The sequence below is a fragment of the Enterobacter sp. ODB01 genome (assembly GCF_001623605.1).
Classification (GTDB): domain Bacteria; phylum Pseudomonadota; class Gammaproteobacteria; order Enterobacterales; family Enterobacteriaceae; genus Enterobacter; species Enterobacter kobei.
This window is the reverse complement of the sequence record NZ_CP015227.1, coordinates 2,602,330-2,622,339: the sequence shown is the minus strand read 5'-3', so window position 1 is coordinate 2,622,339 and position 20,010 is coordinate 2,602,330. Positions and strand designations below refer to the sequence as shown.

The window sequence follows — 20,010 nt, the reverse complement described above, 5'->3', positions numbered from 1 at the left end:
CTAGAGTAATAAACTATGGGTTAACTAAGGTAACATTCATTGTTGAGTTGATACCACCAGTGAAAACACTCCCCGCATCTCTGTATAGACTGGCTTCAGCTTCTACCGTGGCATTACCACCTGTAGTAGTTGCATCAATTGTACCTGCTGGAACAATTAACGCATCATCACCTTTTTTATTGATACCGACAAGAACACCACGGCTATCAGAAGTATTTAGAAGGTAATTAGTTTTACCAGTTTCAACATTATAATCAAAACGGATTGACACGGTATCTCCATCATTACCAGGGCAACCAGTAATGTTGAAGTCGAGTGATTTTGTTGTTCCTGCAATTTTCGCATTAGCGGCTAACGCTCGGATATCTCCGACGTCAACTGTATCAAAATTGACAGTCTTCGTTAAATCATTCTGTGGAACTAAACAAGTTTGTGCAACCATGTTACCATCGACTGTAAGCAAACCTGTTGCATTGTTTCCAACGGCATAAGCATTAACAGACATGAAGATGGCACCACCGAGTAACCCAATCGCATAAATTTTATTTCGCATATAAAAAACCTTCTATCAAAAACAGTTAATCACAGAGTTAGTGGTAAACAGAAACAAGATTAATTGGGTACGATAGTGTTCCGTTACTTATTGCAGTGTTAGATGTATTACGAACAAGCGCACCATATAAATGGACTGTACCCTCACCATTATTGACGACTGAATCAAACGAAGTACCAGTACTTAAGCCATTTTTATAAGAACTTTGCTTTGTCTTATCATTAGTCACATACGCTACAATATTAGTTGAAGTCCCCTGGTTCTTTATGAGGCGAGTATCATTACCCTGCTGTGCAAATGTTACCGTAGTTGTAACATTCGCAATATCCGGACTGCAGTCTGTAAAATTAAAAACTTTATCCCAAAGACGACCGGAGGTACTACCATTCTGTGGCATTTCATTTTGCCCTACATCTCCCAAATGAACACTCGCCGCCGCAAAATCAACCGGGGCAGTACAAGTACCGCCGCTTACATCCCCGGTAAAAGTGATTGTCCCACTAGCTCCATCATTTCCAGCATAAACGTTTAAAGATGTGAAGCACGCTGCGCTAAACATCACCGCCACAATTTTCTTCTTCATAGGAACCTCTAAGTCATGTAAACAATAAACCTAAAATCAAACTAGTTTTGTTGTCATTTAGGACCATTTTGACAACAATACCCCGCCTCCAGCATGTTATGCTGATGGGATTGCACTTGAATCATTAGATATCCAACATTTAGTGAAAACGCGGAGGATAAAACTTTCGAAAACGAGAGGATAATAAGAAAGGGAACTATAAGGTAAGTTTGAGGAAAGAATATGAACATGGATGTTCATACTTAATATCATTTATTTCATGTGGTTAACATGCGAGCTTGACGTAATTTTTACTTTTTTTACATTGGGATACACACTCACAAGAACTTTGTTGCTTTTGTACTGGAACAAAAACGAAGCGATGAGCTAAGATAGTTACAGTTTGGTCCTAAATGGATCTTTTTTTGCCTATTTTTTGTACTCCACACCCCGTAAAATCGTTCAGCATTACTTGCCGTATAGCGCACTGTATGCCTGATATTACGGTGCCCCAGATAGTCCTGAATAAGTCGAGTATCGATTCCGCGATCTGCTAATGCGAATCCACAGGCATGTCTTAGCATGTGCGGATGCGAACATAACGAAAGTCCTGCATTCATACCCAGTTCCTTAATCAGGTTATATATACGCTGACGACTCAGCACTCCTCCACGCGAAGACAAAAACATATGGTCGCTTTCAGCTCCCGGCATCCTGCTGCGCACCTTTAGCCAGGCCCTGATCGCCATAACTTCTTTCCTGAGCAGTGGATGGCTTGTACTGAACCCCTGCTTAAGGCGATGAATGTACAAACTCCCCTCTTTCAGATCGAGGTCTGACAAACGCAGGAGTCGCGCTTCACTTACCCTGAGACCATGAATGAAACTCATGTAAATGAGACAATAATCACGTTCCGGATTCCTCGATAATTTCGCCGATTCCAGCAAGCATTCCACCTCGCTCTGTGTCAGGTATTTCCTTGTAGATGTCATTTTGTATGATTCCCAGTTTTTTCAGTATTGGTATTATTTAAATATGTCGCCATTCTTACCTGAGTGTTCAGGCAGACGAAAAATAATGTTACCATACTTGGCCATCCGATATCAGATTCTTCTGCTTATCAACCAGACAGTATAGCTACTGATGTAACAGACATGTCACGTTGATATCCATTCGTCCATAGGCACTTGCATTTATTATATTACATCTGACACATAAACTTTAAACGAATTAAAGCGAATGTAACACACAATATTAAATACAATAACGAAATGATTTATCTACGAAAGCTATCTTAATATAACAATAAGTAAAGATCCCCACTCTACACTAAAAACCTATGCTAACAATCAAGAATCATTATAACATACCGTGAGTCAACCACATTTCACAAGGTCCTTAAGCACTACTTTAGAACAAAACAAACACCTATATACTTTATATATGTTAAAACCTGCACATACCAAAAACCACCCTTAATATAATTATTATTTAAAATCACCACACCTTAAATTTAACAAACCATCCTCCCCAACCCTTTGGCATCCAAAAAGAATTAAACCGCATCAACAAAGCCTTTCACAACAAACACAAAGAAGAGAATCAAGAAAATTCCTATCAACACAATAATGCTTTAACGATATACTGGCGTACTGCACATGGATGAATAATATCTAAAATGACAATGTACAAGACCAAAACAAAACCACACACAAAAACAATAGCAATAACTGTTTATGAAGGTGTGGAGATATTAGATGTCACAGGCCCGTTGAGCGTATTCTCTAAAGCCAATATTTACCAACCTGGTTCTTATAAAACAGTTATCCTCGCAGAAGAGGAAGGGATGATTACGACCAATGCAGGTTTAACTATCATGGCAGACGCTGCATGGGGTAACATATCCCCGGATGAAATTGACACAATTATTATTCCTGGGGGTGATGAGCGCGCGTTTATAACTTATTTCCAGACTTCAACTCTTCCAGCATGGCTCGGCACATTTAAAAACTCTTTTCGGAGAATCGTGAGTGTTTGTACAGGTGCTTTTGCACTGGGCTATGCTGGATTATTACATAAGCGCAACATTACAACACACTGGAGCGCATGTGATATTCTGGAGCGTTTGTTTCCTGATGCCCATATTCACCGTGATAGACTTTTCATACAGGATCAAAACATCTGGTCTTCTGCAGGAATAATGGCAGGTATTGATATGTCACTGGCATTGGTTGAAGAAGACATAGGAAGAAAACTATCAGTCAGCATTGCAAATTTACTTGTCATCTCAGGAATCCGAACTGCGGAATCGCCACAGCAAAGCGCTCTAATAAAAAATCAAACTCAGATGCCCCTTCCTGTCAGAGAGATAATATCATGGCTACAATTTAATTTTTTAGAGGACTGCAACCCCAACTTTCTCGCAAAAAAAATGGGAGTAAGCATACGTCACTTCAATCGCATGTTTGTTAATGAGGTAGGTATAGCACCTTCAAAATTCATACTTAACTTAAGACTTGATCATGCAGAAACTTTATTGATAAAAACTGACTGGAGCATCCAAAAAATAGCAAGCAGATCTGGATTTGTATCCACTAACGCATTCAGAAGAGGATTCATAAACAGTCGCAATATCTCACCATGTAAATACAGACAAATAAAAAAACAAAAAAAACAAGCACTAATCAATATTATTAATGGGATCTTTTATAAGCATTATCCAATGTGATAATTAACTTATTTAAAAGATCTTTTAACCTTGTAAAACCAATAGCAAATGAAAAGCATTATCACAATGCTTTTCATTTGCTATACAGGGTAGTTTAATTAAATGACATCAAAGAAAAAGTTTCTGCTCATTAAATGTAGAATGTCTTTTTTTGCAACTTTCCTGTCCTGAATTAATATACTTCACACCTGTTTTCAAAAGTCAATAACATCCAGTGATTATATTAATGTTGACGTTTTGTTTTCTTACTGATACATAATCACCATGTTTGCGTTAATCAGGTTGTTTTTTTCTCACCTGAAAAACAGGATATTGAGGAAAAAAACCATGCTTAACGAAGTATAATATAAATCTGTGGAGCCTAAATTTAGATATTAGTAGATTGGAGGGATTTTAATAAGTCGTACGTTTGTAATAGTCATAAATCAAATCCATTCATAATAATACTTACCTCGGGATGATCATAATGAATAAAAGACTTTACCTTACCCATAATGAAATCCAGAAAATCTTCCAGGCACTTGCAGGTACACGACATTGTATTCGTGACCGCTGTATGATTTTGATGTGTTTCATCCATGGATTAAGAGTTAGCGAACTTACAGGACTGAAGATTACAGATATCGACTTAGTAAGTCATATTATTTATATTAGAAGATTAAAAAATGGACTTAGCACTACTCATCCATTACTTGCAAGAGAAATATCTCTACTGAATAAGTGGTTATTACAGCGCAATAAATATAATGAACAAAACAATGACTGGTTATTTATTTCATCTAAAGGTCATCGTGTGACCCGTCAGCAGTTTTACAAAATACTTGTACTATCAGGAAGACTTGCAGGGTTAACAATACAAGCTCATCCACATATGCTTAGACACGCTTGCGGTTTTGAACTTGCAGAACAGGGGCTTGATACACGTCTTATTCAGGATTATCTTGGCCACAAGAATATACGCCATACCGTACATTATACAGCAAGTAATGCTGCAAGGTTTTTTCACGCTTGGCATCTAGACTCAACAAAAAAAGAAAAAGAAAGAATTAAAATGGAATTTTCCTCTTGGTAAATATATTTAAATTACATAAACCGCTCTTTAAATGAGAGCGGTTATCCCAGTTAAGATAATGCAGGTCGGACTGACAGGAAAATAATACTCACTCTATATCCCAAGAGTTTAACTTCATTTCAGGCATCCCTTTCAGAAGAATTACTCTCGGCTCTGTAAAAATAGGCATACTTTTATTAAGAGATAACTCCCATATTAAATAACCAATAAGATTATATATCTTACTGAATTCAATACTGTAGGATTACATTCACCTGTAATTTAATCGACTAACTCATATGGTATATGCTAGATAATACGGTTTCCACATACATAAGTAGATGCCCTGAATGATTCGTATACCAGCGTTTTCTTCACATACCTGAGTGAGCTTTATTTTCCATTTAATCGAAATGGCTAAAAGAATTCTCCCCAAGTTATGTTCGCTGATTGCTTAACGCAACTTATGCATTCCCGGCATATCAAAAGCCATGTCTGCATCCCCTACCACAGTGAACCTTACCGATTCTTAATGATGCCTTTTGTCTGTGATTTTTTTCATTTCTAAATTACGAACCAAAAGTGTAGTTATCCCCTTATTCGGCATATAGCGACTCGAGAACTAATTTCCACACCTGTGAACATTGCATTGATTCAGACTGGGAGCGATGATTTTGATTGTTTTTGTCGGCCGTTAAAAATCTTACTGCTGCATCACCATTAACGTACAGGATTAGTATTCCAGCAACTAAAAAAATGGCTACCGGACCTGTCCGATTTAAAAATCTAAGTAGGTTGTCAATATCGGCGACAACAGAGCGGGTAATACGCCGCTCTTTTTGCGCGCAAGCAAGCCAACGTAATAAAAGGCATGAATGGTCAGTGGTGACCGCGCCAAATCGTTCTCTTGCGTCATACTTAAGCCTACCAGTGCACACCAAGATAAAAAGGACTGGTCGTCTTGGAGCTCTTAAGTATGTAATGAAGTGTGCCACTTATTCATGCGACAAACTATTACGGGTTCACTTCACGTGGAAAAAATAGGAAGACGAATCTTTCACAGCATTGCCTTCAGGTAACCAAGCTATTCAGTGCTTATTACTTCTCCCCCAACACCACTTGTCTTCGCACCAGGAGCTGTACCTTTTTACATATTTTGGTCTGTTACCACAGTAGTACTAGCTCCGATAGCTGCAGCCCCGAAAGCAGCCTCTCTTCGTAAGATTTTACCTTTTTCGCCTTCGTCTAAACACAGCACTGGCTCTCGCACCAACTACCGTCCCCCTCCGCCGTGGATTTCATATTTTTGCCGTTCACTCCTAGACAGTACTCATGCTACCACTTTTTTTGCAGACCATACCTGCAACACGGAAGCCGCCCCCCCCAACAACCGGTGAATATATGACGCAGACACTGCCACTTTCGCCCACTGTGGTAGCCGAAAGTGCCAAGAAGGATTAGTCACCCAAACCAGATATCATTAACTGATGGTTGTAATACGAATCTAGGAGACAGAGCAATAATCAATGCAAACAGACATTCTTACTCAGCTAATAATTGACATTTATAGTTACTGTGTCGGAATAACTGTCTGGTTTGTAGTTGGCGCTAGGGACGGTACCATAAACAGTATATGAAGCCGGTGACCCCGTACCAAGCCCAGCCACTGTATTTTGTGCCGTATTACCCCATACCATACCGGACGGCCCTGCAGTTGAACTAAGCTGATAAGGAACGGTATCGGTATTACTACCCGTCCCCTTCATCATCCCATTGCCAGCAGTATTGTTATTGGAAGGGAGGAGCCCTATGCTGTAGGGGGTGTTACTGGAGCAGGCTACACCAAAGGTATTGAATGATGTGATGTTGTTCTGTCTGGCGTAAATATTACCAAAACTCAGATTGTTGGCAAAACTAACATTGCACTGTTTAACGACTGTTGCCGTCACGTTAAACGGAAAAGTGGCGACAACGGAGTTGCCGCAGGTTGTGGGAGGAGCGAGCAGTCCAGTGTTCATGGTGATAAAGGCGGTCGCCGGGGTGTAACTGTCCCGGTATGTACCAGGGACTGCCGTTCTTTGCGGCGTCAATACTTGTCCATAAATAGTCATACTTCCCATTATCGGTATCAAATTAAGTAGCGTAAGCTGCACCATTGGAAATGAAGTACCGGTCTGATACTGACTTCCCCAGACAATGGTATTACCTGCGTTTTGAAACAGCTGATAGGCAAGCGTGCTGGCAGGCGGCCCGGTGGAGGACATTGTTCTGGTGCCAATCTGACCACTCACAGCAGAGTTACCAATGTTAAAGCATAGGTTAATGCCTGCAAGTACATCTCCTAACTCTTTTGCACAAGAGTAGTTAAATGTCATTGAAGTACTTGGTCCTGTGGTACCTAGAGGATTCACCGAAGCGAAGTTAACGGGAGAAACGTTACTTACATTACAGGTTACCGCGAGGCTGATACCGGGAGATACTAGTAGGACTACCAGTAATACCCAGAGTTTTAATCCCATATATGTGCTCCTGATATAAAACGTTACACGATTACCGGCAAATCAGCGGGCCAATGCGAGCTATATCTTTTGTGTTTTTCGGGTAGCTAAACCGCACGTAGCAGTCACCGTTTACAGTAGAAACATGAAGCCGGTTGTGGGGCTCCAGGGTATCAAAATATGCCATCCCTTCGAAACCCACTTCTGAGGATTGCCGTGTTCCGCCGCTTAAGGTTGCAGTACTTCCCTGCGGAATTACCCGCCCGTTATCATCCACCAGAATAACCAGCGCGGCGTGTACAGGAATGATTCCGAAATTTACCAGCGTGCCGGAACGATCCGCCGGCGTAGCGTTGGCAATGACTCTTGTTATGCGCATATTGGCAGGTAATTTCATCGGATCGATGCTAATCTCATTCTTTTGATAGCTATTGAGCTGAGATACCAGCAGCAGTCCCTGAGCGTCACTTACACCCACTAAGTTGTTTTGCAGCTTGATTGGCACGTCAGGAATTCCGTCGGTTGAAACCACAGCAAATCCACTGTTGATTTGCCTTGCGGCAAACAGCCCGCCCCCCATCATCACTACCGCTCCAGTTATCCCTGAATAGCTATATTGGTTATGCGGTACGCTGTTAAAGCCAGTGTAGACCTTACCATAGCGCCCCAGGTAACCCACTTCTCCCTGACCGTTCTGTTCTGAGCCCTGCTGGCTGGCGGCGACGTTCCAGCCTATTCCTCCATCCGATGGCGGTGTACGGCTGGCATTGAGCTGATAACCCGTTTCATTATTGGTACGCTGAACGGTGCTGCTGACGCTAATGTTGTCGCTAGCGCTCACTGTCAGCATCAAATATATGCTACTATCTCTGCTGTCATTTACGTTTTGATTGAAGCCAGCATTGATAAAAACGTAGTCGGTCAGGGTTTTGAACCAGCTGGCACTAGCATAGCGCACGGCTGATTTTTTCGGATAGCGGAGCTGGAGGTAGCTGAGGCTAAGGTTGCCAGCGGTACCAAAATTATAACCTGCGACGGTACTGCTGTTGAGTTCAGGTGGCGGCAAACCATAGTATGTCGCTACGTCATGGTATTTGCCGGAAGTGCCAACGGTGCTGGTGCCGAAGTTGAACTTTTCTCCGCTCCAGCGATAGCCCATACCGTATTGAAAACCATTCTCTCCCGCATCAGTACTCATGGCAAAGGAAGTGGAGAGAGTGCCACTACGGGCGCTTGGTATCCAATTGCTGTCGACACCGCTATTCACCAGATTACTTCTGGCTTCGGCATGGGCACCAGTGGTGAGTGCATTACTAATACCGCGTCGCCAAGTTGCGCTTAAGGCCGGAGTGCCAGTGTAATCAAATGATGAGAAGCCGTAATTTTCCCGCACAACACCGAGCTCTGCAGACCATGAAGTGAGTCCTTTCCCTAAGAGTTGTTGATCATTGTAAAACGAAAAATTCTGCACCGTTGTTCTACCAAGCGCATCAGTCATTACCATCCGCGCATTTCCCGCACCGCTGATACTCGGCATAGTGTTGATCTGGAAGTTGCCCGCCGGAACTTGTCCGTTGTAAGTCTTCATACCATTAACGTAAAGCTCAACACTTGAGGGTAAAGTTGCGGAACCAAGAAAGGACGGGAGCGGAGTCGTGGGCATGTATGGTTTCAGGCTGAAATCAGTACCGACCTGGATCCCAGCGATGCGTGTCGGGCGAGACCACGAAAGCGAGCTTGTCAGGGTATCACCAAGGGTAACAGCCAACATTTTATCGGGAAACGACGAGCGCCAGCTGGTATCAAGGCGAGCAAATTGATTACCGTGTTCCTTCACTTTCGAGAACTGGCTAAGCTGATTAGTACTGAGCACCCCCTCAGTATTAAAGGCGCGCAGTTCGCTAAATGTATTCACACTGCTATCATTGCCCTGCTGAGTGTAGAGTTCATAATTGAGCAAAGCCCCACTAGAGATATCGCTCTTCGGTCCGGTCTCATTGAACTCGTTGATTTGAGTGGTTGTGATATCCAGCATTTCAAGCGGGGTATGTAGCTCCAGCGTCTGCTGCCGGGCATTGTAAGACACTTTTAACTGCATAAATGAGTCGAGGGATACCGGCGATGTCATCCCTTTCGGTAAGCGCAATCCCAACTGGCGAAGGGTATTCGCGCTGCCATAGAGCTTGCCATCAGCATAACTAAAGTGAATCAACCCAACTGGATTTCCATTTAAAGTAACATCAAGGTACAAATCGCTACCAATCAACGGCTGAGAATCACTGACAATTGCACTTTGTGGCGTATTATTGCTGATATCATGCGCCGTAGCCAAAGCCGATATAAAGACTCCACTGAGCAGGACAATTTTCACCGTACGATGATGCCGTTCAGAGGTGTTGTACTGTTTTTTGACCATTAATCATTACTTCGACTTTCCCACCACGCTGGACATCACCGGCATTCACTGGTATTACCCAGCGCATCGTCGAACCAGGGAGAACATACCCCATCAGTCCTGGCGTAATGATCTTACGCCTACCATCGTCTTTTACTAACGTGGCCTGGGCAAGCTGCGCGTGAATGTTTCCCTGATTTTTCACTTCAAAGAATGCCTTTCCGTCCGCTTCTACCACCCTCCATTGCAACTTTGGTGCGGCATCGACCAGACCCGCTGGCTGCGTAAAAACGGGAACGGAGTAGCGCATAACGAACTGGAGCCGATTATTCTCGCGTATTCCAGGGGGGAGTTCATCGATAGAGAGACGCCAGGAAGCCTCCGCATTTGGAGTTGTGGGAACGGTACGAATAACACGTACCAGTTGTTTTTCACCAGGTGCTAGCACCAGCATCGGCGGACTGATAACAAGCCCCTGGGCGCTGGAGAGCTTGTCGCTGAACCCGCTTTGCGTCCATCTCCAGACGCGCACCTGGGCGTGGAGTGGGGTGCCGCCTTCATTACTAAGCCAGATCCCATCGGCGTTTTGCATCGCCTGTAATGTCAAGCTGACAGGTGCTATCTGCAAGCCCCCCGCCAGCACGGGGCTGACGGAACAGAATAGGGCTGACAGGTAAAGTCGAGCATATGGTCGAAGAACTCGCAATTTCGATTTCATACCATTTCTGCCGTCAATAGTTAACGTTGACGGTCACAGTATCGGCATAGTTGTCTGGAGTGAAGTTAGCGCTGGCCGCTGTAGCATAAACGGTAAATGTTTGCGGGGTTCCGTCTCCAGTCCCCTCCACCCCGTTGCCTACTGTAGTTGTGGTCGCAGTGTTCCCCCAAACCGGACCGGTGGCAGAAGTCTGGTTTAACTGATAGGGTACTTTATCGGTATTGTTCGCGCCGTTAGCAACTGAAGACATAACACCCGCACCTAGAGTATTGTTGTTAGAGGGTTCCAGCCCAATAAAATAGGGCGTTGTTTTTGAACAATTAACCGAAATAGTATTATTTCCACTTGTGTTAGTCGCTGATGCATCGACTGTACCGAGATTTATATTGGAAGTGTTCCCTGCCATCACGGTGCAGGATTTCTGTATTGTCATCAACACCTGAAAATTTCCCGTAGCTATTGCTGCGTTTGCTGTTGGAATAAAAGCCGTTACAATGCCGGATAAAACTAGATACACTTGCTGAATTGATTTCATAACAGTCCGCCTTATATTGTTTTCTCCTTAATAGTTTTGGAGACGGGAGGTTATGCTTGTCCAGCAAAGAATTACTTCTCCTGCCACAAAAAGCATTGTGAGTTGCGGAACAACAAACACAGCCTTATTGCCGAGTAATCTTCGGGCATACGAGAAAAGACAACATCAAATAGCGAGCAATCTAAAACAATGAAGGTAATTATGTTGGCTGCCTGGCTTATTATTCTGAGTAACATCAATTCTGAACAAGATGTTTGCTTCGAACACTAAGCCTGCAAATACTTAAGCTGCTTGTTTTTGCCATTGTGAACACCGCGGGTTTAACAGACATCTTAGAGTCATTTAAATCGGCTTAGAGAGATGTATTTAAGCAGTAAATGTTATCATGAAGAGGATAAAATTGAGGCTGTTAAACGTATTATTGATCGTGGCCATTCTCTTTCCTGTGTTGCAACACGTCTCGATATCACAGCCTACAAACTTTATGCCTGGATAAGGAATTACTGGCCAGACGCTTCCACCAACAAAGAGCAGTCAGATGCTCAGGCTTAACTCCGCCTACTACAGAAGGGGCTTAAGCGGGTTACTGACGAACGGAACATATAAAAAAAACCGCGGTGTATTTCGCTAAGCTGTGCGACAGGGGTAGGTCTTTAGTAAGCGTTAAGTGAGTGCCGTATTGACGACTATTTATTGGTGAGATCAACGTTCCAGGGCAGAAGTTCAGCCACTTTATTCGAAGGCCACTCCGGCAGTACGCTCAGGATATGGCGAAGGTAAGCCTCCGGATCGATGCCATTCAGCCTGCACGTACCGAGCAGACCGTACAGCAGTGCTCCACGCTCACCACCGTGATCGCTCCCGAAGAAGATATAATTTTTCTTGCCAAGACAGACGGCTCGTAGCGCGCGTTCTGCGGCATTGTTATCCGCTCTGCAAGACCGTCATCGCAGTAGTAACACAGGGCATCCCACTGGTTCAGGGCATAAGCGAACGCCTCGCCCAACCGGGATTTTTTCGACAGAGTGGCGCTTTTCTCCACCAACCAGTCATGCAGGGATATCAGCAGCGGCTTACTCCGGGACTGTCTGGCTGCCAGGCGCTCAGTTGCAGGGAGGCCACGTATGGCTTCTTCGATTGCGTACAGCTCACCTATACGTTTCAGGGCTTCCTCTGCTGTGGCCGTTTGAGTACTTATATAGACATCGTGGATTTTTCTGCGCGCGTGAGCCCAGCAGGCCGCTTCGGTTAACGGACCTCCTTCACGTTCTCCGCTGAACAACCGATCGTAGCCTGCGAAGGCATCCGCCTGCAGCACACCATTATAGTGCCGAAGATGTTGCTGAGGATGTTTCCCCTGCCGGTCTGGTGAGAAGGCGAACCATGCCGCTGGCGGATCTGATGAAGCGGCATTTCTGTCATCGCGAACATATGTCCAGATACGCCCTGTTTTCGTCTTCTTTCTGCCCGGTGCCAGCACCGGCACCGGAGTATCATCCGTATGCAGTTTGCGGGAGTCCATCACGTAGTGGTAAAGGGCCTCATCCAGCGGGGCCATTAACCGGCAACAGGCATTCACCCAGTTGGAGAGCAGAGCCCGGCTCAGATCCACGTCCTGGCGGGCAAAGATTTCGCACTGGCGATATAGCGGCAGGTGTTCGCAGTATTTGGCCGTTAACACGCGGGCCAGCAGACCCGGCCCGGCGATACCCCGATCGATGGGACGTGATGGCGCAGGCGCTTCAACGATACAGTCGCATCGGGTGCAGGCCTTTTTCACCCTGACCGTGCGGATCACTTTCAGGGCGCTGGAGACCAGCTCCAGTTGCTCCGCGCTGACTTCACTTAGATATGCCATATCACTACCGCAACCAGGACAGCAGGTTTCGGCTGGCTCCAGCCTGTTTATTTCGCGGGGAAGATGTTCAGGTAGAGGACGGCGGTGGCGCGACTGGCGAAGCTGACGCGGAACCTGCTGATCGTTATCCCGGCCATTGTAACGATCGCTTTGCTGCTCCTGCTGTTTCAACAGGGCTTCTGCGTCTTCAACCTGTCGGCGAAGTTTTTCTGAACGGGTGCCGAACAGCATCCGCCGCAGTTTTTTATCTGTGCCCGCAGATGCTCTATTTCGCGCTCTTCGTTCTCTATTTTCTCTTCTGCACGGGCCAGCGCCGAACGCAGGAACGACTCAGTCTCTGCAACGAGGCTAAGCTGACTGTCTTTCTGGCGAAGCGCGTCTTCCAGCGCGGCGATACGGGCGGGATAGTCCTGACTCATGACCCCATTTATAATGCGGCCATGCGCTTTTTACAACATTGTCAGAGAGTTAAGGCGAGCTGTTTTTGGCTGACGCCAGTCCAGCTTATCGAGGAGCATGGCGAGTTGTGAGCGGGTGATAGCGATTTTACCATCGCGTACAGCAGGCCAGATAAACTGGCCTTCTTCCAGTCGTTTGGTAAACAGGCACAGACCGTCAGCATCAGCCCAGAGGATCTTCACGGTGTCACCTTTGCGACCACGGAAGATAAACAGGTGGCCGGAGAACGGATTTTCATCAAGTGCATGTTGTACCAGCTCGCCAAGACCATTGAATGATTTACGCATATCCGTGACGCCAGCAACCAGCCAGATACGGGTGCCTGACGGGAGGGATATCATTGGCTTCTCCCGGTCAGTTCGCGGAGCAGCGCAGCCAGCAACTCCGGCGACGGGTTCTCAAGCGTCATTTTGCCGTGGCGTAACTCAACACAACAGGAGGTGGCATTCAGCGCTGAGAACTGACCCGGGTCTGTATTGGTCTCACCGGTTGGCGCTGGATCAGATATCACCTTGACAGGTAACATTATTGGTGATGGTGAAGATTCAACAACTGCCGGAAGTCGACGTGATATGCGGCCTTCATCCTGCCAGAGCCGCAGCCATTTGAAGATAACGTTATCATTGACGCCGTTTTCACGGGCAATCTGAGCAACGCAGGCTCCGGGACGGGAAGCAAGTTCGACCATACGTAGTTTGAAGTCATTAGGATAATTTTTACGGGGTTCTTTTCGCCAGGACTGAGATTTCATACTTAGATGTCCGTCTGTACAGGTGGACGTCTAAGTTACCAGTACGGGCTTAATGGCTACATACGGCGCTGGGTTTACGCTTACGGTCTTTATCCGTGACAACTACTGTTGTTGACCTGTTCATCAGCTCTGTCGGATGCTGAATTTTCATCCGAGTTGGTTCTACACCGGGTTTCTGCAGCCGCATTCACAACGCCATCAGTCGGATCTTAGTCTGACAGGAAAAACTAAACAGTTCTGGCTGGTATCAGGTTGCATTTATGGCTATCGCAAGATCCATCCCGACGTACGAGATAGCGACCTACAATCTGAGATAAACCGGATCCGGCAAGCGTGCCGGGATAGAGGCTCAGGTTGGGTATCAAGGCCCACGAGCGCAAAAACTTAGCAGTATGTATATGATATAAGATGTTGCAGTGTGGAGTGCCTCTCCATGAGCCTTTGGTCAGCCACCGTGACTCGCATATCAACCGTCATGGACACTTCTAACTGTTTATGCCCCTACGCATAGTGGGATTCACCGCAACAGTAAAGCACACTACCCAAATATTATCATTCCTGAGAAAACGGGCTTATAATGTGCTTTACTGTTTGTTGTCTAATCCGTCAGGACTTTCCCTTTATCGCAAACAGGAGGTTTAGACACTGAATAATCAACCGATGTTTATGACTCCCGTGTTCATACCCCCTACCCCACAACCAATTAAAACCAGTACCTTAAGAACATCAAATGATACGTAGTTTTTTTTATCCTACGCTACTTTCCTGAAAAGAATGGACCGCCATCGAGGACTCGAACCCCGTACCTGCATATAACACGCTCTTCCCGTTGAGCTAATCGCGGCTTGGTACCTTTTGCGGGACTTGAACCAGCGACCAGGCGATTATGAGTCACTCGCTCTGACCAACTGAGTTAAAGGGTCTAAAAAATGTTGTGATGCCGGGTGCCTCCCGGTGAGCCTTTGGCCAGCAGCCATGGCTCGCGTTTGACTGCTGCGCTTAGCTTTGAGTTCGTAATACAATAACCACTTGCTGTTTACGCCCCACCGCACAGGGGGATTCATCACAACAGGGAAGCACACTGACAACATTCTCGCTCAGAATGTGAGGCCCCTAAACCCTCTCTGCCAGTGTGCTTTCCTGTTACTGATTTATGGTGCCCGACCACCGCAATAGAAAAGTTGAATGACTGATTATAAGTCAGTAGTCTGCCTGCAGAGCTAAGTTGGCACGTATGTAATGATGGAAACGGGAGAGCGGCATTAGCAACCCCTCGCTAACCCTTAGTTACCAGATCAATCAAAAATTAACATCTAGTCTGGAAGTACACACTTAATATTATTCTCGCGACGGATTTGTCAGCCAGGATATTCAGATAATAAAAAAACCTCGCCGGAGCGAGGCATAGGATTTTGAGGCACCTCTTCCAACAAACCACCCGAGGTTAACTGGAATTTAACGAGGTGCTTTTGGATGAGCGCTGACCTCAGAGATGAATGTCTTCATACAGCAATTTTGTAAAACGCAGCACTCATTCAAAACTGGAAAATTTAGTCGCTTTGGAGAAACAGAACATCGCAGACAACAAAGATAGAGGTTTAATCCCTTTTAGCTACCAAAGCGGCATAAAGACCATTTTTCAAGTCCTTTTAAACCTTATAATGCTATACCAACCAGCCAGGTAAAGCAAAAAACCATCATGGGCGGGCCTGATAGGTGCTTTAATCCGATGCTGTGGCAGGGACACTGATGCTATACATCTCATGCCCTAGTCGTATCGCCGAAAAGCAAAAGCGTGACCAACGCGGGGCTTTCAACATACAGACTCATCACTGACTGAATTCCCCGCTACAGCACTACTTCCGGGTACTGAATATGACGTTTCAGCTCTCTCTTCCCTTGATCTTTCTTTCTGTGCCATTTCAGGTTTGCCTGTCATATCCAGTGTTCACCCCAGGTTCACAAGAAGATTAGGCCGATACAATCCTCCGGTCATATCCGGCTTGATTTGTCAAGCTTGGTCTGAATGATTAATCGCCCCACCGAGCAGAAGGCTTACGGGTTAATTCCTTCCTCCCCAAACGGACACGTACTGTCCAGGGAAGGAAAGCGGTATAACGCTGGATTGTATACGCGGGAGCCATTACCCGGGTGATAACCGCCCAGTACCGGGTCCCGGCGCTCGCCGTTAAAACCAGCCTCGCTGCCGATTTGCGGTGCCTGTTTATCGTCAATTCTGACCTCACTTTGCTTGTTCGATGCCCGGACTGACAACGAAAAAATGAGTTTTAACAGCGTAATGTCACATCCTGAGGGCAACGTCGACACCTTACCATCACCGAGCTTCTTTCCGGGTGAACTCGGCCGCCAGTCGTTGACTTCAGCCACTCCCGTTATGAGCATTACCCTGTCCGGTTCCTCAGTTGGTTTGCCGGACATGGCGGAGCACCCGCGGGTACCGGATGCTTTGCCACATCCCTAACGAAACTTTGTTTTACTTGCGGCGCATCTGTCTATCCCTGTACTGATGCGCCATTTTTTTATCCGGGTTTTTCACACCGCTCCGGCCTCTCAGAGTTCCCCCAGCTAAGAAGTAACCTGTATTTTTCTCAGGTTTTAAACAGGACTTTATCTTTTTCGAACACGATGCCGTACTGAACCGCACGCTCTCCCTAGAGAATGCTGTCTCGACCTCTTTCAGAAACTGCCGCTTCGTGCCTTGAGCTACGACCACCGGGACAACAAAAGCGCTCAGTAACGGTTTACCTTTGCTGTCAGGAGTGATTACTGTGCGTTTGACCAGCCCCTTCCGTTCTACACCCTGGACGTGATGGGGAACGTGCTCGGCTTTACATTATACCCCACGCCTAAAAAGAGCTTCTTGAACGCATAAATAATCATTTTCAAAACAAGATACGGCGAACATTACACATTCATATTTATTTTTTCTGAATAGTTTCACCGATTTATTAACGTGACCTGGCGCACGATTTACTTGCCAGACACTTTCATTGGATGCATTCCGTTTCGACACTAATCACGCTCTATATAAGAAGGTAATTATTAAAAAGCCTTACGACCATTTGCCCGCCCGTGCGGGCTTTTTTTTTGACTGCCCGATTGACAATTCACCAACCCGTTTTGACGCTTAATATGCGACTCGATAAAAAGACGCATCCTGATGATAAATGCTCCTACTTGTTTCTTTGCCCGCGTGTAGCGGGCTTTTTTTTCCCCTGCATTGACATTTTCATCCCCCGTGCTGACAGTAACATCTGCAGTACAGATAAACTTCTTTTGGTTCAGTACTTTCTTTTACCCGCCGCCCAGGCGGGTCTTTTTTATGGATCCACCTTGCACACCACCACCGCCCTGCCATCTGCTACCAAGCAGGTAAATTCCATCGGAGCCGACGAAGCGATCTGCACGCCGACGTACCGCTGTGGCACGCAGCTGTTAAGCAAACGCAACAACGCCAGGCATAACGTCAGCGTTCGCATATCGCTTTCCTTTAAGGGTATGGCTTTAGCCGGGCTTAGTATCGATCCAGGCAGAACCTTCCGGATAAGTCAGCATAACATTGTTATCTGGCTGAACATCTGCAATGGTGATGCTCTGACTTTTTTTCACTGATGGCACGAGTAAACGAAACTGCGGAACAGGCCGACTTAGCGACAATTGCGACCACAAGAAGCCCGCTGATTAACACACGCCTGTTTTTCTTCTTAATGGGCTTCCTTACTGGGAAATAAAAGATCCGTACAAATGTCTGGGACACGAAATGCTTGTTACTACCTAGTCTGACCATCCTCCGCAGATTAATACACCGAGATGTTAGTATTGTCTTCATAAGCCTCATGAGGACATCCCCATGAAGAGGCGTAATACGTCCAAACAGAATAAATTTTTTGATGACTTCCGAATAAGACTGCACCCGGCACAGAAATTCAGCCAGGTAAGATGGCAGTTGTCATTGTCACTATTTGCAATAGCTTTCAGTGTTAGGGGTGTCAGCTTGTATAATGTCGCCATAACCGATGCTGCGGCTTTCGTGACGCGGAGCATAAGCCCCTCTGCCACAGCCCGGATTACCCTGATTAGCATAAATATGTGATGTCAGGCGTTGATTTACCGGCTCACCCGTTATGATTTTTGCCCTGATGTGTTCATAACATCTCCGGAACAGAATGGTGCTAAAACCGCCGTTTCCTGCTCCGTTTAGTGATTAATAATACACAAGCAGAGGCTATCTGAATGAAATTCAAAGTACTTTCCCTGGTGGTTCCGGCACTTCTGGCAGCGGGTACCTCACACGCAGCTGAAATCTATAACAAGGACGGCAACAAGCTGGATTTATACGGCAAGGTGGACGGCCTGCACTACTTTTCCTCTGACAAAAGTGCGGACGGTGACCAGAGCTATGCACGCCTCGGCTTTAAAGGTGAAACGCAGGTGAGTGACCAACTGACCGGCTACGGTCAGTGGGAATATAACATGCAGGCCAGCGGTGCCGAGAGCGACGGAGACCAGTCCTGGACCCGTCTTGGCTTCGCCGGCCTGAAGTTCAGCGACCTGGGTTCCCTGGACTACGGCCGTAATTACGGTGTGGTCTACGACGTGACTTCCTGGACCGACGTGCTGCCCGAGTTCGGCGGTGACACCTACGGCGCTGACAACTTCCTGCAGCAGCGTGCTAACGGCGTGGCGACGTACCGTAACAACGATTTCTTCGGTCTGGTTGACGGCCTGAATCTGGCTCTGCAGTATCAGGGGAAAAACGGCAGCGTGAAGGGGGAAGGCACCGGCCCTACCAACAATGGTCGTAATGCTCTGTACCAGAACGGCGACGGCTTCGGCGGCTCCCTGACCTACGATATCGGTGAAGGTTTCAGCGCTGGTACCGCTATCGCCAGTTCAAAGCGTACAGATGAGCAGAACAAACTGTCTTTCGGCAAAGGGGACAAAGCAACCACCTACACCGGTGGCCTGAAGTATGACGCCAACAACGTTTACCTCGCGACGCAGTACACCCAAAGCTACAACGCCACCCGATTCGGCAACAATGACGGCGACCATACCTGGGGCTTTGCCAACAAAGCGCAGAACTTCGAGGTCGTGGCGCAGTATCAAACCGACTTTGGCCTGCGTCCGTCCATTGCCTACCTGCACTCCCGTGGCAAGAACATCGAAGGCTACGGCGATCAGGATCTGCTGAACTACATCGACCTCGGAGCGACCTATTACTTCAACAAAAACATGTCCACTTACGTAGACTATAAAATCAACCTAATCGACGACAGTAAGTTCACCCGCGCCTCAGGCGTGGCGACGGATAACGTAGTGGCGACCGGACTGGTTTACCAGTTCTGACCCGCTTGACTGTGCTGAAAACCGGCCTGGATGGCCGTTTTTTTTTGCCAGTGTCATCACCAGTATTGAAACCATTATCCTTTCTCTATGTGATTTTCAGAATTTTGTGTGTGGAATCACAGCCATACAGGAGCACCCGTTCTGAAAAAAAAGTTTTTAACAACGGAGACTGGTGTGATGGATACTGTGGATCTGGCTCAGAGAGCGGAGCTGGCGCGTATGACCCGGCTGCTGAAAGGACGGCTGCGTCCGGTTCTGGCGTTTACCGGGTCGTGCCATAACTGCAGTGAGCCCTTGAAGGAAGGGGGGTTCTGTGACTCATACTGCCGCGACGACCATGAGCGGCGTTTTCGAGCCCGGATGATCAACGGTGTCCGAAGTCGGGAGGCTAAGTACAATTGACCGGGTTGACTTAACAGTCTACCCGTTCTGCTAATTGAGATGTTATTTGCCACTGTTTCACTTTATTTTATATAGCGCGCAACACATCGTTCATTTTGTGTTGCGCTTTTTTTATCTGCCTACTGTCCGA

Annotated in this window: 14 protein-coding genes, 1 tRNA gene and 3 pseudogenes; 6 read left to right on the top strand and 12 right to left on the bottom strand. The window is 46.3% G+C overall.

Annotated features, from left to right (window positions below):
• Positions 1 to 13 precede the first annotated feature (13 nt).
• The 3 genes from A4308_RS12430 to A4308_RS21925 all read right to left on the bottom strand — a co-directional run bounded on the left by A4308_RS12430 (position 14) and on the right by A4308_RS21925 (position 2,107).
• Positions 14 to 553 carry a fimbrial protein gene (locus A4308_RS12430; RefSeq protein ID WP_063308590.1) on the bottom strand — a complete coding sequence of 180 codons (540 nt, stop codon included), beginning with the start codon at positions 551 to 553 and terminating at the stop codon, positions 14 to 16.
• A 37-nt stretch (positions 554 to 590) separates the two neighbouring features.
• Positions 591 to 1,136, bottom strand: coding sequence for a fimbrial protein (locus A4308_RS22485; protein ID WP_156491225.1), 546 nt, complete (start codon positions 1,134 to 1,136; stop codon positions 591 to 593).
• A 317-nt stretch (positions 1,137 to 1,453) separates the two neighbouring features.
• Complete coding sequence (locus tag A4308_RS21925) at positions 1,454 to 2,107, bottom strand: tyrosine-type DNA invertase (protein ID WP_071890849.1); 654 nt, start codon at positions 2,105 to 2,107, stop codon at positions 1,454 to 1,456.
• 686 nt (positions 2,108 to 2,793) lie between these two features.
• On the opposite strand from A4308_RS21925, the gene A4308_RS12425 reads away from it, so the two are divergent.
• Both A4308_RS12425 and A4308_RS21920 read left to right on the top strand, forming a co-directional pair.
• Positions 2,794 to 3,843 (top strand): GlxA family transcriptional regulator, encoded by a 1,050-nt coding sequence (locus A4308_RS12425; RefSeq protein WP_063308589.1) that lies wholly within the window; start codon positions 2,794 to 2,796, stop codon positions 3,841 to 3,843.
• Between the two features lie 457 nt (positions 3,844 to 4,300).
• Positions 4,301 to 4,915 carry a tyrosine-type DNA invertase gene (locus A4308_RS21920; RefSeq protein ID WP_071890846.1) on the top strand — a complete coding sequence of 205 codons (615 nt, stop codon included), beginning with the start codon at positions 4,301 to 4,303 and terminating at the stop codon, positions 4,913 to 4,915.
• Positions 4,916 to 6,444: 1,529 nt separating this feature from the next.
• On the opposite strand, the gene A4308_RS12420 is transcribed toward A4308_RS21920, so the two are convergent.
• Genes A4308_RS12420 through A4308_RS12405 form a run of 4 tightly spaced genes read right to left on the bottom strand, consistent with a single transcriptional unit; the run spans position 6,445 to position 11,040 of the window.
• On the bottom strand, positions 6,445 to 7,413 hold the full coding sequence (locus tag A4308_RS12420) for a Csu type fimbrial protein (protein WP_063308588.1): 969 nt from the start codon (positions 7,411 to 7,413) through the stop codon (positions 6,445 to 6,447).
• Positions 7,414 to 7,444: 31 nt separating this feature from the next.
• Positions 7,445 to 9,724, bottom strand: coding sequence for a fimbria/pilus outer membrane usher protein (locus A4308_RS12415; RefSeq protein WP_063308773.1), 2,280 nt, complete (start codon positions 9,722 to 9,724; stop codon positions 7,445 to 7,447).
• A 55-nt stretch (positions 9,725 to 9,779) separates the two neighbouring features.
• Positions 9,780 to 10,505 carry a fimbrial biogenesis chaperone gene (locus tag A4308_RS12410; protein WP_063308587.1) on the bottom strand — a complete coding sequence of 242 codons (726 nt, stop codon included), beginning with the start codon at positions 10,503 to 10,505 and terminating at the stop codon, positions 9,780 to 9,782.
• Positions 10,506 to 10,518: 13 nt separating this feature from the next.
• The gene (locus A4308_RS12405; protein WP_063308586.1) at positions 10,519 to 11,040 is read right to left on the bottom strand and encodes a Csu type fimbrial protein; all 522 of its coding nucleotides are present in this window, start codon (positions 11,038 to 11,040) and stop codon (positions 10,519 to 10,521) included.
• A gap of 360 nt (positions 11,041 to 11,400) precedes the next feature.
• Here A4308_RS12405 and A4308_RS12400 point away from each other — a divergent pair.
• Positions 11,401 to 11,643, top strand: a pseudogene (locus tag A4308_RS12400) (transposase); the annotation flags it as partial.
• 83 nt (positions 11,644 to 11,726) lie between these two features.
• Here the strand turns inward: A4308_RS12400 and tnpC are convergent.
• From tnpC to tnpA, 3 genes and pseudogenes are all read right to left on the bottom strand, one after another.
• Positions 11,727 to 13,317, bottom strand: a pseudogene (gene tnpC / locus A4308_RS12395) (IS66 family transposase).
• Between the two features lie 30 nt (positions 13,318 to 13,347).
• Positions 13,348 to 13,698, bottom strand: coding sequence for an IS66 family insertion sequence element accessory protein TnpB (gene tnpB, locus A4308_RS12385; protein WP_063308583.1), 351 nt, complete (start codon positions 13,696 to 13,698; stop codon positions 13,348 to 13,350).
• A complete protein-coding gene (gene tnpA, locus A4308_RS12380) occupies positions 13,695 to 14,108 on the bottom strand; it encodes an IS66-like element accessory protein TnpA (protein ID WP_063308582.1) in 414 nt (137 codons plus the stop codon). Before tnpA ends, tnpB begins: the two co-directional genes overlap by 4 nt.
• A gap of 115 nt (positions 14,109 to 14,223) precedes the next feature.
• Here tnpA and A4308_RS22935 point away from each other — a divergent pair.
• Positions 14,224 to 14,491, top strand: a pseudogene (locus A4308_RS22935) (IS3 family transposase); the annotation flags it as partial.
• 392 nt (positions 14,492 to 14,883) lie between these two features.
• On the opposite strand, the gene A4308_RS12375 reads toward A4308_RS22935, so the two are convergent.
• A tRNA-Ile gene (locus A4308_RS12375) sits at positions 14,884 to 14,952 on the bottom strand.
• Between the two features lie 1,211 nt (positions 14,953 to 16,163).
• A complete protein-coding gene (locus A4308_RS22930; RefSeq protein WP_197469589.1) occupies positions 16,164 to 16,547 on the bottom strand; it encodes a hypothetical protein in 384 nt (127 codons plus the stop codon).
• A gap of 714 nt (positions 16,548 to 17,261) precedes the next feature.
• Here A4308_RS22930 and A4308_RS12365 point away from each other — a divergent pair.
• Together A4308_RS12365 and ompC are read left to right on the top strand one after the other, a co-directional pair.
• The gene (locus A4308_RS12365) at positions 17,262 to 17,741 is read left to right on the top strand and encodes a hypothetical protein (RefSeq protein WP_156491223.1); all 480 of its coding nucleotides are present in this window, start codon (positions 17,262 to 17,264) and stop codon (positions 17,739 to 17,741) included.
• A gap of 621 nt (positions 17,742 to 18,362) precedes the next feature.
• Positions 18,363 to 19,478 (top strand): porin OmpC, encoded by a 1,116-nt coding sequence (ompC, locus tag A4308_RS12355; RefSeq protein WP_063308578.1) that lies wholly within the window; start codon positions 18,363 to 18,365, stop codon positions 19,476 to 19,478.
• Positions 19,479 to 20,010: the final 532 nt, after the last annotated feature.